At 63.5% G+C, this 14,056-nt stretch carries 11 protein-coding genes; 6 read left to right on the top strand and 5 right to left on the bottom strand.

From position 1 onward, the window contains the following. The first annotated feature begins 75 nt into the window (after positions 1 to 75). Positions 76 to 3,447, top strand: a complete 3,372-nt coding sequence (locus tag LRP30_RS01790; protein ID WP_249759153.1) for an ATP-binding protein — start codon at positions 76 to 78, stop codon at positions 3,445 to 3,447. Next, positions 3,431 to 4,357 (top strand): response regulator, encoded by a 927-nt coding sequence (locus tag LRP30_RS01785; RefSeq protein ID WP_249759152.1) that lies wholly within the window; start codon positions 3,431 to 3,433, stop codon positions 4,355 to 4,357. The genes LRP30_RS01790 and LRP30_RS01785 overlap by 17 nt, the downstream gene beginning before the upstream one ends. A gap of 214 nt (positions 4,358 to 4,571) precedes the next feature. On the opposite strand, the gene LRP30_RS01780 is transcribed toward LRP30_RS01785, so the two are convergent. Then, on the bottom strand, positions 4,572 to 6,074 hold the full coding sequence (locus tag LRP30_RS01780) for an NAD(P)/FAD-dependent oxidoreductase (RefSeq protein ID WP_249759151.1): 1,503 nt from the start codon (positions 6,072 to 6,074) through the stop codon (positions 4,572 to 4,574). A gap of 125 nt (positions 6,075 to 6,199) precedes the next feature. After that, entirely contained in the window at positions 6,200 to 6,958 is a 759-nt protein-coding gene (locus LRP30_RS01775; protein ID WP_249759150.1) for a trypsin-like serine protease, read from the bottom strand. A gap of 119 nt (positions 6,959 to 7,077) precedes the next feature. On the opposite strand from LRP30_RS01775, the gene LRP30_RS01770 reads away from it, so the two are divergent. Next, complete coding sequence (locus LRP30_RS01770; protein ID WP_249759149.1) at positions 7,078 to 7,713, top strand: HAD-IA family hydrolase; 636 nt, start codon at positions 7,078 to 7,080, stop codon at positions 7,711 to 7,713. A 145-nt stretch (positions 7,714 to 7,858) separates the two neighbouring features. Here the strand turns inward: LRP30_RS01770 and mtnA are convergent, their stop codons facing one another. From mtnA to LRP30_RS01755, 3 genes are all read right to left on the bottom strand, one after another. Then, positions 7,859 to 8,965, bottom strand: coding sequence for an S-methyl-5-thioribose-1-phosphate isomerase (mtnA, locus tag LRP30_RS01765; RefSeq protein ID WP_249759148.1), 1,107 nt, complete (start codon positions 8,963 to 8,965; stop codon positions 7,859 to 7,861). Positions 8,966 to 8,983: 18 nt separating this feature from the next. Then, positions 8,984 to 9,859, bottom strand: a complete 876-nt coding sequence (locus tag LRP30_RS01760; RefSeq protein ID WP_249759147.1) for an S-methyl-5'-thioadenosine phosphorylase — start codon at positions 9,857 to 9,859, stop codon at positions 8,984 to 8,986. Positions 9,860 to 10,128: 269 nt separating this feature from the next. Further along, positions 10,129 to 10,401: a phosphopantetheine-binding protein gene (locus LRP30_RS01755; protein ID WP_128930790.1), complete on the bottom strand. Its 273-nt coding sequence runs from the start codon at positions 10,399 to 10,401 to the stop codon at positions 10,129 to 10,131. Between the two features lie 356 nt (positions 10,402 to 10,757). Here LRP30_RS01755 and LRP30_RS01750 point away from each other — a divergent pair, with 356 nt between their 5' ends. From LRP30_RS01750 to LRP30_RS01740, 3 genes are read left to right on the top strand one after another with little or no spacing between them, the layout of a single operon-like run. Further along, positions 10,758 to 11,975 (top strand): acyl-CoA dehydrogenase family protein, encoded by a 1,218-nt coding sequence (locus LRP30_RS01750; protein ID WP_249759146.1) that lies wholly within the window; start codon positions 10,758 to 10,760, stop codon positions 11,973 to 11,975. 39 nt (positions 11,976 to 12,014) lie between these two features. Further along, complete coding sequence (locus LRP30_RS01745) at positions 12,015 to 12,995, top strand: amino acid--[acyl-carrier-protein] ligase (RefSeq protein ID WP_128940927.1); 981 nt, start codon at positions 12,015 to 12,017, stop codon at positions 12,993 to 12,995. A gap of 41 nt (positions 12,996 to 13,036) precedes the next feature. Then, positions 13,037 to 13,912, top strand: a complete 876-nt coding sequence (locus LRP30_RS01740; protein WP_249759145.1) for an acyl-CoA acyltransferase — start codon at positions 13,037 to 13,039, stop codon at positions 13,910 to 13,912. Positions 13,913 to 14,056: the final 144 nt, after the last annotated feature.

The raw sequence follows: 14,056 nt of genomic DNA, 5'->3' as shown, positions 1-14,056 counted from the left end.
CGCAAAATGCCGACGTAGGCTTTTGGTACGGAAATTGCGAGGGGCTCCGGGTCCGTATCTGGAGTGGGGTAAAGCGTGGCAGGGCGGCAGCGAATAGACCGCGTCAGGCGCCAGTACAACCAATGGGTCGCCAACCAGACGCTGGAAGACTACGCGCTGCGCTTCACGGCGAAGAGCGCCCGCCGTTGGTCCGCCGCTCGCGTCGCCAACACGGCGCTCGGCGCGATCTCCTTTCTGGCGCTGGAAGCGATCGGCGGTACTATCACGCTGAACTACGGCGTCACCAACGCCAGCGCCGCGATCCTCGTCGTCTCCGCCATCATCTTTTTCTGCGGCGTGCCGATTGCGTATTACGCGGCCAAATGCGGCATCGACATTGACCTGCTCACACGCGGCGCCGGCTTCGGCTATATCGGCTCGACCGTCACCTCGCTGATCTACGCATCTTTCACCTTCATCTTCTTCGCCATCGAAGCGGTGATTCTGGCCACCGCGCTCGAGATGTGCTTCGGCATTCCACGCCCGATCGGCTACCTCATCAGCGCGGTCGCGATCATCCCGCTCGTCACCTATGGCATCACGCTGATCAGCCGTTTCCAGCTCTGGACGCAGCCGATCTGGGTCATCCTGCATATCCTGCCCTTTGCCGCGATCGCCTGGGCCAATCCCTATTCGTTCACGGAGTGGCGCAAGTTCGCCGGCGAGCACGGCGACGCGAACGGACATTTCGACCTGTTGCTGTTCGGTGTCGCGTCCTCCGTGGTGTTTTCATTGGTGGCGCAAATTGGCGAGCAGGTCGACTTCCTCCGGTTTCTGCCGCGCGACCGCCGCACGTCGCGCACGTCATGGTGGATCGCCCTGCTGATCGCGGGGCCCGGCTGGATCATCTTCGGCGCGCTGAAATTGCTGCTGGGCTCGTTTCTCGCCTTCTTTGCGCTGAGCCACGGCCTCTCCAGCGAGCTGGCGGCCGAGCCAGCGCACATGTATCTCGAAGCATTCCGATACGTGCTGTCGCAGCCGGACATGGCGCTGGCGCTCACCGGCATGTTCGTGATCCTGTCGCAGATCAAGATCAACGTCACCAATGCCTATGCCGGCTCGATTGCCTGGTCGAACTTCTTCTCGCGATTGACGCACAGTCATCCCGGTCGCGTAGTGTGGCTGGTGTTCAACGTCATGGTGGCGCTGCTCTTGATGGAGATCGGCGTCTACAAGACGCTGGAGCAGACGCTGGCGCTCTACTCGAACGTCGCCATCGCCTGGGTCGGCGCGTTGGTCGCCGATCTCGTCATCAACAAGCCGCTCGGCCTGCGCCCGCCGCAGATGGAGTTCAAGCGCGCCCATCTCTACGACATCAACCCGGTCGGCGTGGGCGCCATGACGATCGCGACCATCGTCTCGATCGCGTCATTCTATGGCATGTTCGGCCCGGTCATGAAGGCGCTCGCGGCGTTCGTCGCATTGGCCGTCGCCTTCGTCACCGCGCCTGTCATCGCCTGGCTTACCGACGGAAAATACTACATCGCGCGCAAGCCCAAAAAGAGCTGGGCCAATATCGAGGCGATCCAGTGCTGTATCTGCGAGCACAGTTTCGAGCCGGAAGATACCACCTCCTGCCCGGCCTATGCCGGCCCGATCTGCTCGCTATGCTGCTCGCTCGATGCCCGCTGCCACGATCTCTGCAAGCCGCACGCGCGCGCTCAGGTGCAGTTCTCCGACGCGCTCAGCAGGATTTTGCCGCAGCCGATCTATCAGCGGATCAATTCGCAGTTCGGCCATTACATCGGAGTGTTCGTGGTCTCCGCGGGTCTTGTCGCGCTGGTGCTGGGACTGATCTATCTCCAGACCTCGGCGACCGTTTATGGCGAGAACATGCTCGTTTCCAACGTGCTCTGGAAGGTGTTCTTCTCGCTTAGCATCATCATCGGCGTCGTGGCCTGGCTGTTCGTGCTGGCACAGCAGAGCCGCCGGGCCGCGGAAGCTGAAACGAAACGGCAGACCGCGCTGCTGATCCAGGAGATCGACGCGCACAAGCGCACCGACGCCGAGCTCCAGCGCGCCAAGGAGGTCGCCGAATCCGCCAATCTCGCCAAGAGCCGCTATGTCGTCGGCCTGAGTCACGAGCTGCGCTCGCCGCTGAACGCCATCAGCGGTTACGCCCAGCTCCTGGAGCAGGACGCAACGCTCGCGACCAAGCCGCGCGACCAGGTCCGTGTCGTCCGCCGCAGTGCCGATCACCTCTCCGGCCTGATCGACGGCATCCTGGATATCTCCAAGATCGAGGCGGGGCGGCTGTATTTGTCACGCGACGAGGTGCGCCTCAGCGAATTCCTCGACCAGCTCGTCGGCATGTTCCGCCTTCAAGCCGCCGCCAAAGGCGTCGACTTCGTGTTCAGGAGGCCCACCTCGCTGCCGCTCGTCGTCTATGCCGACGAGAAGCGGCTGCGCCAGGTGCTGATCAATTTGCTCTCCAACGCGATCAAGTTCACCCAGGCCGGCAGCGTGCAGTTTGTCGTGCACTATCGCAGCCCCGTCGCCGAGTTCGAGGTGATCGATACCGGTCCCGGCATCCGAAGCGACGATCTCGAGCGCATCTTCGCGCCCTTCGAGCGCGGTGCGCTCGGTGTCTCGCAGCCACAGACCGGAACTGGCCTAGGCCTCACCATCAGCCGGCTGCTCGCCGGCGTCATGGGCGGCGACATCAAGGTCATGAGCACGGTCGGCGCCGGCAGTACGTTCAAGGTCAAGATCCTGCTGTCGGAGGTGACCAATCCTCAGCGTATCGCGCCGGTGGAGGCGCCGGTCTCCGGCTATCAGGGCGCGCGCAAGACTATCCTCATCACCGACGACGACCCCGTGCATCGCGACCTCCTGCGCGAGGTGCTCACACCGCTCGGTTTCATCCTGCTCAGTGCCCCCGACGGCCCGGGGTGCCTCGCGCTGGCGCAGCATTGCCGGCCCGATCTGTTCCTGCTCGACATCTCCATGCCGGCCATGGACGGCTGGGCCGTGGCCGAGGCCTTGCGTGCGAGCGGCCATCACCAAGCGCGTATCCTGATGGTGTCGGCGAGTGCGTTGGAGGCCCACGGCACGCCGCTGGCGCAGCCCTTCCACGACGGCTATCTGATGAAGCCGATCGACATCCCGCGGCTGCTGGAGACGATTCGTCAGCTCCTCAAGATTGAATGGCAATACGGCTCGGATGAGATCACGGCACCGTTCTGGCGGCCCGAGAGTGGATCAAAACCGCCGGTCCGGCACATCGAGGCGCTGATCGGGCTCGGCCAGATCGGCTACGTCAAGGGCATCCAGCTGAAGCTGGACGAGATCGGCAGCGAGCATCCCGAGCATGCCGATTTCGTCGCGGAAATGCGGTTGCTGGTCGACCGCTTCGACCTCGACCAGTACATGACCACATTGAAGGCGTTGCATGCGCATGAGCATTGAGTCGAGGAAGCGCGATGTCGCGCTTGTTGTCGATGACTCCCCGGAGACGCTGCGGCTGCTCACCGATGCGCTCGATAGCGCCGGGATGACGGTGATGGTGGCGCTCGACGGCGCGGCCGCGATGCGTATCGTCGACCAGCTCACGCCCGACATCGTTCTGCTCGACGCCGTGATGCCCGGTATGGACGGATTCGAGACCTGCCGCCGCCTGAAGCGCGACGCCGGCCTTGCCAATGTTCCCGTGATCTTCATGACGGGGCTCGCCGAAACCGAGCACATCGTGCGCGGGCTGGAAGCCGGCGGCGTCGATTACGTGACAAAGCCGATCGTGATCGAGGAGATGCTGGCGCGCATCCGCGTACATCTCGGCAACGCCCGCCTGACCCAGAGCGCGCGCGCCGCACTCGACGTCTCCGGGCGCTTCCTGTTCGCGGTCAACCGACAGGGCAACGTGCTCTGGGCAACGCCGCAGGCGCAAAGGCTGCTGTCCGACCACCGCGGCCCGCAGGCCGACGACTTCGTCCTGCCGCCATCACTGCTGCAATGGCTGGATCAGGCCAGGAGCAAGGGCAGCTCGAAATCTCAAGCGGCCTCCTTGCCCGACAATCCGCAACTCCGGTTCTACTACATGGGCGAAACCGCGCCGAACGAGTTCCTGCTGCGGCTGTCCAAGGAGTCCGGCACCGCGCCGCCGACCGAATTCACCAGCGAGCTCGGCCTCACCGCCCGCGAAAGCGAGGTGCTGGCCTGGCTCAGCAAGGGCAAGACCAACCGCGACATCGCGCAGATTTTGGGACTGAGTCCGCGCACGGTCGACAAGCATCTGGAGCAGATCTACGCCAAGCTCGGCGTGGAGAACCGGACGGCTGCGGCGGCGATTGCGACCAATGCGACGCGGCGGAATTCGTGAGCGTATCGCGCGAGTGAGTTGAGGCGCCGCTTGCGCAATAAATGGTGTCGTCCTGGACAAGCGCAGCAAAGCGGAGCGCTGATCCAGGACCCATAACCACAAGGAGAAGCTTGACGAAGACTCGTAGTTACCTGTTTGTGCCACGACACCTCCCTAATGGGTCCTGGCCTTCGCCAGGACGACTGCGGAAAGTGTGACGCCAGGCTAAGAAATTTCACCCATACACAAAAGCCGCATCGTCCAGATCCGTCTTCGGGATCTCGTCCTTCTCCACCCAGTAGTCCTGGCTGTGCTGCCATTCCGGCTTGTCGCCGCGCTTCGGCAGCAGGTCCATGTTGCGCATCATGTAGCCGGGGTTGAAGTTTTCCGGATCGATCCAGGGCAGGATCGGCATGTTGTGATCTTCGGGGCGCAAGCTCACTTCGACCTTCTTGGCGCCCTTGGCCTTCATATGACCGAGCAGCCGGCAGACGAAGTCGGCGACGAGGTCGACACGCAGGGTCCAGCTCGCGCGGAAATAGCCGAACACCCAGACCATGTTCGGCACGCCCGTGAACATCATGCCGCGATAGGTGACGGTGTCGCCGAAGGCGAGCGGCTTGCCGTCGATCTCGAAGGCGATGTCGCCGAGGGCGGCGAGATTGAAGCCGGTCGCGGTGACGATGACATCGGCTTCCAGAAGCTTGCCGGATTTGAGCTGAATGCCGTTCTCGACGAAGCACTCGATCTCGTCGGTCACGACGGAGGCTTTGCCGCTCGCGATGCCCTTGAACAGATCGGCATCCGGCACGAAGGCGATGCGCTGCCGCCACGGCCGGTATTTTGGCGTGAAGTGGGTCTCGACGTCGTAGTCGGGACCGAGGACCGCGCTGATCTGGCCGATCAGCTCCTTCTTGACCTGCTCCGGCTTGGACACGCAAAGCTTCGTGAACGCATCCTGCTCGAACAGGATCTTGCGCCGCACGATCTCATGGATCCACTCTTCGTCGACCTGAAGCCTGCGCAACTCCTCCGCGATCTCGATGGCGTTGCGGCCGAGCCGGAAATAGGTCGGCGAGCGCTGCAGCATGGTGACATGCGCGCACTCGTCGGCGATGTTCGGAACAAGTGTTGCCGCGGTCGCGCCCGAGCCGATCACAACCACCTTCTTGCCCGCGAGATCGATATCATCCGGCCAGGTCTGCGGATGGACGATGCGACCCTTGAAGCGGTCCATGCCCTTCCATTCCGGTGTATAGCCCTCCGAATGGCGGTAATAGCCCTGGCACATCCAGAGGAAGTTTGCGGTAAAGGTCTTTGCCTCGCCCGTATCGGTGGTCGTCGCCTCGATGGTCCAGAGATTCTGCTCGCTCGACCAGCTCGCGGAATTGATCTTGTGCTTGTAGCGGATGCGGCGGGCGATATCGTTGTCGTCGATCACCTCTTTCATGTAGGAGAGAATCTCCTCGGCGGTCGCGATGGGCGGGCCGACCCAGGGTTTGAAGCTGTAGCCGAAGGTGTGGAGGTCGCTGTCCGAGCGGATGCCGGGATAGCGATGCGTGTTCCAGGTGCCGCCGAACGTCGCCTGCGTTTCGAGGATGACGTAGCTCGTACCCGGCAGCTGCTTTTCGATATGATAGGCGCTGCCGATGCCGGAGATGCCGGCGCCGACGATCAGTACGTCGAAATGTTCGGAAGCTTGCTTGGTGGCGGTGTGACCGCGAACAGCGACATTCATTGTTACTTATTGCCTTGCTTTGTTTTGGTGGCCGGCCTTGATCGGACGGCGCGTTTCCTCCGCGACAGGCAGTGTCGCCCATCGCGCTTCCGCTTCAAGATGACATAGATCAGGTCGCGGTCAAATCACAGTGCCGCACCCCAGCTCCGTGCGGTCTGCAAGATCCAGTCCCGGTAGAGCGTGAGCGGCGTGACGCCGGTCAACCCGCCGCAACCGTCGGCGCCGTTTGGCCCTGTCGACCAGCTGACGACGCCGACGAGCACGGCGCCATTCGGCTTGTCCTCGAACACAGGACCGCCGGAATCACCGGTACAAGCGCCGATTCCGTCGCGAACACCGCTGGTTACGGGATCGACCAGCCGGATCTGGAGCGTCCCGGGCTGGCCGGTGGCGATAAGCGCAGCGACACGCGTGATGCCGCCGCTCTTGCCATCGCCGCGAACTGCGACGCCGATGCCGGCGATGGTAAAACGGCTGCCGACGCGGATTGGAATATTCGGTGCCCCGACTGGCACCGTCGATTTTCCCTTGAGTGGAATTTCCAGTTGCAACAGTGCCACGTCGGCGGTCGCCCGATGCGCCTGCATCGCCTGCATGTTGAAGTTCGGATGGATCGCGACAGAACGGACGTTCAGCAATTGCGGCTTGCCGTCGGCGCCGCGATCGACGATCTTGTAGTCCGCACCGGGCTGCACGCAGTGAGCGACGGTGAGCACAAGTTTTGGTGCGATCAGGCTCCCGGTGCAGAAATTGCCGCGCGAGCCGACAATAGTGACAATGGCGCGCGCGACACCATCCGCCTGCGGCGTGCCGCCGCCGACGATGGCGTGGGCAGGCGTGGCGAGCAGCAGAGCGGCCGTGATGAATGTCGCAATTGTTTTCATGGGGACGTCTTGCAGTCGGTTCGGTCAGGGGCCGAGTTTGCTTCGGGCTGGCCCTTGCCGATAGCGCGTGCTAGCCGTCTTGTCAGCTATCTTGGCACTGAATTGACGAGGGCGGGACCTTGACGATCGAAGCTGTGATCTTTGATTTTGGCGGCGTGTTGACGAGCTCACCGTTCGAGGCGTTCGCCCGGTTCGAGACCGAACGTGGCCTGCCCATCGACATCATCCGGCGCACCAACGCCGCCAACCATCTGGAAAATGCCTGGGCCAAGTTCGAGCGCGCCGAGGTGGATATCGACGCATTCGATCATTTGTTCGCCGAGGAATCACGTGCGCTTGGCGCCGAGGTGCGCGGCCGCGACGTGCTGCCGCTGCTCCAGGGCAATCTGCGTCCCGAGATGGTCGAGGCGTTGAAGCGCATCGCGGCGCAATTCAAGACCGGCTGCATCACCAACAACCTTCCGGCCAACGCCATCGGCAGCCTCACGGGGCGCACGCTTTACGTGGCCGAGGTGATGGCGCTGTTCGATCATGTCATCGAATCCGCCAAGATCGGCCTGCGCAAGCCCGATCCGCGTATCTACCGGCTGATGGTCGAGACGCTGAAAGTTGACCCAAACAATTGTGTTTATCTCGACGATCTCGGCGTCAACCTGAAACCCGCGCGCGAGATGGGCATGACCACGATCAAGGTGACGAGCGGAGCCCAGGCCATCGCCGAGCTCGAGGCCGCGACGGGGCTGAAGCTGAGTTAAGCTGCCCATAACAGGGACGCGCCGCCTCAACAAACTCGTCATTGCGAGCGCAGCGAAGCAATCCAGACTGCCTCCGCAGAGGGATTCTGGATTGCTTCGCTTCGCTCGCAATGACGGTGTTGAACGAGCCCGACTGGCGAACTGACTATTCCGCCGCGGCGGCGATCCGCTCGGGAAAGGCGTCCGCGAGCGAGGCGCGGTCGGGCTTCAGCACGCCACGCTCGGTGATGAGGCCGGTGACGAGACGCGCCGGCGTTACGTCGAACGCATAGTTCGCGACGGGCGATCCCTCCGGCACGATGCGAACCGTCTCGAACCTGCCGTCGGCGGTGCGGCCGGTCATGTCAGTGACCTCCACGCCACTGCGCTGCTCGATCGGGATGTCGCGGATGCCATCATGAACGGCGAAGTCGATCGTCGGCGACGGCAGCGCAACGTAGAACGGCACACCATTATCATGCGCGGCGAGCGCCTTCAGATAGGTGCCGATCTTGTTGCAGACATCGCCATTGGCGGCGACGCGGTCGGTGCCGACGATGGCGAGATCGACCATGCCGTGCTGCATCAGATGGCCGCCAGTATTGTCCGGGATCACCGTGTGCGGCACGCCGTGATGGCCCAGCTCCCAGGCCGTGAGCGAGGCGCCCTGGTTGCGCGGACGGGTCTCGTCGACCCAGACATGGACCTTGATGCCGCGCTCATGCGCGAGATAGATCGGCGCCGTCGCCGTGCCCCAGTCGACCGTCGCAAGCCAGCCGGCGTTGCAATGAGTCAGGACATTGACCACCTCGCCCGGCTTCTTCGCCGCAATCGCCTCGATCAGCTTCAGGCCATTGCCGGCGATGCCGCGGTTGATCTCGACGTCCTGTTCGACGATCTCGTCGGCACGCGCGTAGGCCGCCTCCGCCCGTTCGACCGGATCGATCGGCGCCAGCGCCGCGCGCATCTCGTCCAGCGCCCATTTCAGATTGATCGCGGTCGGCCGCGCCACGACGAGCGTCTCATAGGCACGCTTCAGGCCGGCGTCGGAGGCGTCCTCGCGCATCGCGAGCGCCATGCCGTAAGCCGCGGTGGCGCCGATCAGCGGCGCGCCGCGCACCAGCATGTCGCGGATGGCGACTGCCGCGTCTTCGCATGACGTCAGCTTCGCAATGACGAACTCGTGGGGCAGCCTGCGCTGGTCGATCGCGCCGACCGACCAGTCGCCACGCTCACGCCAGATGCTGCGAAAATGCTTGCCGTCGACCTTCATGGCATTCTGCCTTTCGTCTCAACCACGCAGGATGCGCCCTGCCACCGCATCGAGCTTCTTCAAAAGCTCAGGATCACGCGCCTCGGGCGCCGTGATCAGCGCGGTGTCGAGCGCACGATCCGAGCCGATCGGACACGGCTCATGCTCGCGCGGAAAATCCTTCGCCAGCCGCGCCACCAGCGCTTTCGCCTTATCGGCATTCGAGTTCAGCACGCGGATGATGTCCTGCACGGTGACCGCATCATGGTCGGGATGCCAGCAATCGAAATCGGTCACCATCGCGACGGTGGCGTAACAGAGCTCCGCCTCACGCGCGAGCTTCGCCTCGGGCATGTTGGTCATGCCGATCACGGAGTAGCCCAGCGTCTTGTACGTCATGCTTTCCGCATAGGTAGAGAATTGCGGCCCTTCCATGCAGACATAGGTACCGGTCCGCGCGATTGCGATGCCCTCGGCCTCGGCGGCTGCGGCCAGGTGAATGCGCAGCCGCGGCGAAACCGGATGCGCCATCGACACATGCGCGACGCAGCCTCGGCCGAAGAACGAGCTCTCGCGCTTGTGGGTGCGATCGACGAACTGATCGATGAGAACGAAGGTGCCGGGCGGCAGTTCCTCCCTAAAGGAACCGCAGGCCGATAGCGAGATCAGGTCGGTGACGCCGGCCCGCTTCAGAACGTCGATATTGGCGCGGTAGTTGATGTCGGAGGGCGACAGCCGATGGCCCTTGTCGTGCCGCGGCAGGAACACGACCGGCAGGCCCGCCATAGTGCCGCGCCGCATGGGCGCGGACGGCTCGCCCCAGGGGCTCTTGATCACCTCTTCGCGCGCACCCTCCAGGCCCGGCAGATCATAGATGCCGGAGCCGCCGATGATGCCCAATACCGCCTGCGTCATGCCTGCTCCATCCCGTCCGCGCTGTGCGACATGGTTAAGCTATGCCAGTTTTGCAGCGGTTTTGGAACGGGGGTGGGGGCAATGCCGGTGCGGTGAGAAGCACAAGCAAGCGCCTTACGCTCGATGTCGTCCCGGCGAAGGCCCGGACCCATAGCCACAGGATAGAGTTTGGCGGAGACTCGTGGTTGCCAGCTTTGCGCCGCAACCACTCCCTGGGGATGGGTCCCGGCCTGCGCCGGGACAACGCCGGATAAGCAGTTGTGCCGGAGCTAAGCCGCCGTTGCCGGCTGCAGCTGGGTCGCGACCATCCGCTCCAGCGTTTCGACGGACTGGAAGTTCTCCGGCGTGATCTCGGCTTGCGGGATGGTGAAGTCGAACTCGGCCTCGACGCCGAGCATCAGATTGACCATGTCCATCGAAGTCAGGCCAACGTCCACGAGCTTCGCCGACGGCGTGATGTCCGCCGTGAGCGAGTTCTGTTCGAGGATGCCCTTCACGAGCTTGATGATGCGACTGCGCATGTCGGTATCGAAGGCCTGCATCGGCAAATTCCCATCTGTCTATCGGAGGCGGACCGGACTGCCGGCTACGATGGGCACGGCCAGTCGATCCCGCAATGGGCGCGAGGGTTACTTCGCTTTTCTTAGTAAACGATGACTCAGATTGATTAAAATTCAGACCTCTTCCAGATCACTAACGCGACCGCCGAAATTCCGGTGATGCAAACAACCGGACCTTAACTGTTCGTTCGGAATTGGGATTTGTTTACCCTCTATTTCATCGACGAATTTGAATTAAATCCGTAGCCTCGTCTCACAAGCAAAGATGGTCGGAGGATCGCTGGCGACATCGCGAATGATGGCGGCGATCTCGAACGGCAAACCGGAGGCGGACGAGCATGAACGTGCGTGAAGCAGTCCTCACTGTCGACGAAACGCAGATGAGCTTTCTCGAGCAGGGTCCCTCCCTGATCGAGCGTGCCGCCCGGACCGCCGCTGCCGCAGCTGCCGATGCAGACGGGGTCGATCGCGACGCCCGCTTCCCCCACAAGGCTTTCGAGGTCGCGCGTGAGCAAAAACTGCTTGGCGTCATGATCCCGGTCGAGTTCGGCGGCTTCGGCGCTTCGATCTATGACGTCACCGATATCTGCTACACGCTCGGGCGTGCCTGCGCTTCCACCGCGATGATCTACGCGATGCACCAGACCAAGGTCGCCTGCGTCGTCAGGCACGGCCACGGCATTCCCTGGATGGAAACCATGATGCGCCGGGTCGCGCGCGACCAGTGGCTGCTCGCCTCCTCCACCACCGAAGGACAGAACGGCGGCAACATCCGCGCCAGCGCAGCCGCCGTCGATCACGCCGGCGATTCCGTGTCGCTGGTACGCGACGCCACCGTCATCTCCTACGGCGCCGAGGCCGACGGCCTCGTCACCATCGCCCGCCGCGCCACCGACGCTGCCGCTTCCGACCAAGTGCTGCTGGCGCTCGCCAAGGACGATTATTCGCTGAAGCGGACGCTGGGCTGGGAAACGCTCGGCATGCGCGGCACCTGCTCGACCGGTTTCGAGCTGAAGGTCGATTGCCCCGCCGACCGCGTCTTCCCGGAATCCTACGACAAGATCCACGCCCAGACCATGACGCCATTCGCGCATCTGTGCTGGTCGTCGGCTTGGGCCGGCATTGCCGCCGCCGCGGTGACCCGTGCGCAGGCCTTCATCCGCAAGGCGGCCCGCAGCTCCGGCGGACAAATGCCGCCGGCCGCGGCGCATTTCACCGCCGCCAAGATGTCGCTCGCCAAGCTGCGCGCGCTGATCGCTGCCAACATCGACGCTTTCGACCGCGCCGAGCATGACGAGCGCGCGCTCGGCTCGCTCGACTTTCAGTCTTCGATCACGCTTTTGAAGGTGCAGGCCTCCGAGCTCGCGGTCGAGACGGTGATGCATGCGATGCGCACCGCGGGTCTTTCCGGCTACCGCAACGACGGCGAATTCACGATGGGCCGTCACCTGCGCGACGTGCTGTCGTCGCCGATCATGATCAACAACGACCGTATTCTCGCCAACGCCGCGACAGCGACGCTGATGAGCGGCGTGCCAATGAGCCTTCGTGACTGAATCAACAAGAACAATTTTGAGATAGCAGGACATCGACCCATGAATATTGCCGTCCTCCCCAATTCGCCCGACACCGCACCGCAGATCATCGATCCGCTCGATCATCTCGCCGACAAGCTGTTCCACCGCATGGGCTCGGACGGGGTCTACGCCCGCACCGCGCTCTATGAGGGCATCGTCGAGAAGCTCGCCACGCTGATCACTGGCCATCGCGAGGCCGGAACCGAGGTGATGCGCTTTCCGCCGGTGATGAGCCGGGCTCAGCTGGAGAAATCCGGCTACCTCAAGAGCTTTCCGAACCTGCTCGGCTGCGTCTGCGGCCTGCACGGCACCGAACGCGAGATCAATGCGGCGGTGAGCCGCTTCGATGCCGGCGGCGACTGGACCTCATCGCTCTCGCCGGCCGACCTCGTGCTGTCGCCGGCCGCCTGCTATCCCGTCTACCCGATCGCGGCGAGCCGCGGCCAATTGCCGAAGGGCGGTCTGCGCTTCGACGTCGCCGCCGACTGCTTCCGCCGCGAGCCGTCGAAGCATCTCGACCGGCTGCAATCGTTCCGGATGCGCGAATATGTCTGCATTGGCAGCCCCGATGACGTCGCCGACTTCCGCGAGCGCTGGATGGTCCGCGCGCAGGCGATCGCGCGCGATCTCGGCCTCACCTTCCGCGTCGACTATGCCAGCGATCCCTTCTTCGGCCGCGTCGGCCAGATGAAGGCGGTAAGCCAGAAACAGCAGCAGCTGAAGTTCGAGCTCCTGATCCCGCTGCGCTCGGAAGAGCAGCCGACCGCCTGCATGAGCTTCAACTATCACCGCGAGCATTTCGGCACGACCTGGGACATTAAAGACGCCAATGGCGAGCCGGCCCACACCGGCTGCGTTGCCTTCGGCATGGACCGGCTCGCGGTCGCCATGTTCCACACCCACGGCACTGATACCGCCGCCTGGCCGGCCAAGGTTCGCGACGTCCTGGGCTTGCAGCCGCATGTTGCGGCCGAGGCCCACGGCGAAGGCTGGCGCTAACGGAACTCACGAGGCCGACCATTTCCACGGGCAAGACGAGCGTGATCCACACCAAGGTCCGATGCCGCGAGATCACCGAGTCCGATGTTGAAGCCATCGCGGACCTGCTGACGCGCGGCTTCGTCGGCCGCTCGCGTGACTATTGGATCCAGGGCCTGCGCCGGCAGGCCTTCCGGACCGTGCCGGAGGGCTATCCGCGCTTCGGCTACATGCTCGAGGATGACGGCACACCGGTCGGCGTGCTGCTGCTGATCTACACGGCGCGCAAAAACGGCGAAGAGACCGCCATCCAGTGCAATTTGTCGAGCTGGTATGTCGATCCGGCCTATCGCAACTACGCGCCGCTGCTGACCAAGATTGCGCAGCGGCACAAGGACGTCACTTACCTCAACATCAGCCCGGCGCCGTGGACCTGGCCCATCATCGAGACGCAGGGCTTTCGTGATTACTGCCGCGGCATCTTCTTCTCGGTGCCCGCGCTGGCGCGTGCCCCGCGCTGGAGCAGGATCGAGGTGATCTCGCAGCACGCCAAGGCGATCGAAGGGCTTTCCGACACAGAGACTGAGCTCTTGACGCGTCATGCGCGCTACAATTGCCTCAGCCTGGTCTGCCGCACGCCGCAGGGAACGTTCCCCTTCATCCTGCAACCGGTGCGCATCCGCCGCGGCTTCATCGCGCCGCCCGCGATGAAACTAATCTACTGCCGCAACATCGCCGAATATGCCGCCTGCGCCGGCCGGATCGGCCGGCTGCTGCTGCGGCTCGGCAAGATCTCGGTGGCCGTCGATTGCAATAGCCCACTTCCCGGCCTCATCGGCCTCTACACAGAGCGCCGCGGCCGCAAATATTTCAAGGGCCCGCATCGGCCACAGCTTGCCGATCTCACCGATACGGAGCTCGTGCTGTACGGGCCGTAGCGCTAATCTATCCCTATTTGGTGTCGTCCCGGCTAGCGCTGGCTTGCGCGCACCTCCGCATTCGCGCCGTCACGCGCATCTCTGCATCGCCAGTCACCCTCCGTAAACTACTGCGCTTAAGGGAATTTTCCGGCCTCTTCGCTA

Source organism: Bradyrhizobium sp. C-145 (genome assembly GCF_023375135.1).
Classification (GTDB): Bacteria; Pseudomonadota; Alphaproteobacteria; order Rhizobiales; family Xanthobacteraceae; genus Bradyrhizobium; species Bradyrhizobium zhanjiangense.
Note: the sequence above shows the minus strand (reverse complement) of the source record. Positions and strands in the feature narration are given on the sequence as shown.

Bases quoted from the DNA above. Each gene is read 5' to 3' on its own strand.
- LRP30_RS01785 (WP_249759152.1), top strand. From the start codon at position 3,431: ATGCGCATGAGCATTGAGTCGAGGAAGCGCGATGTCGCGCTTGTTGTC.
- LRP30_RS01780 (WP_249759151.1), bottom strand. From the start codon at position 6,074: ATGAATGTCGCTGTTCGCGGTCACACCGCCACCAAGCAAGCTTCCGAA.
- LRP30_RS01775 (WP_249759150.1), bottom strand. From the start codon at position 6,958: ATGAAAACAATTGCGACATTCATCACGGCCGCTCTGCTGCTCGCCACG.
- mtnA (WP_249759148.1), bottom strand. From the start codon at position 8,965: ATGAAGGTCGACGGCAAGCATTTTCGCAGCATCTGGCGTGAGCGTGGC.
- LRP30_RS01760 (WP_249759147.1), bottom strand. From the start codon at position 9,859: ATGACGCAGGCGGTATTGGGCATCATCGGCGGCTCCGGCATCTATGAT.
- LRP30_RS01755 (WP_128930790.1), bottom strand. From the start codon at position 10,401: ATGCAGGCCTTCGATACCGACATGCGCAGTCGCATCATCAAGCTCGTG.
- LRP30_RS01750 (WP_249759146.1), top strand. From the start codon at position 10,758: ATGAACGTGCGTGAAGCAGTCCTCACTGTCGACGAAACGCAGATGAGC.
- LRP30_RS01745 (WP_128940927.1), top strand. From the start codon at position 12,015: ATGAATATTGCCGTCCTCCCCAATTCGCCCGACACCGCACCGCAGATC.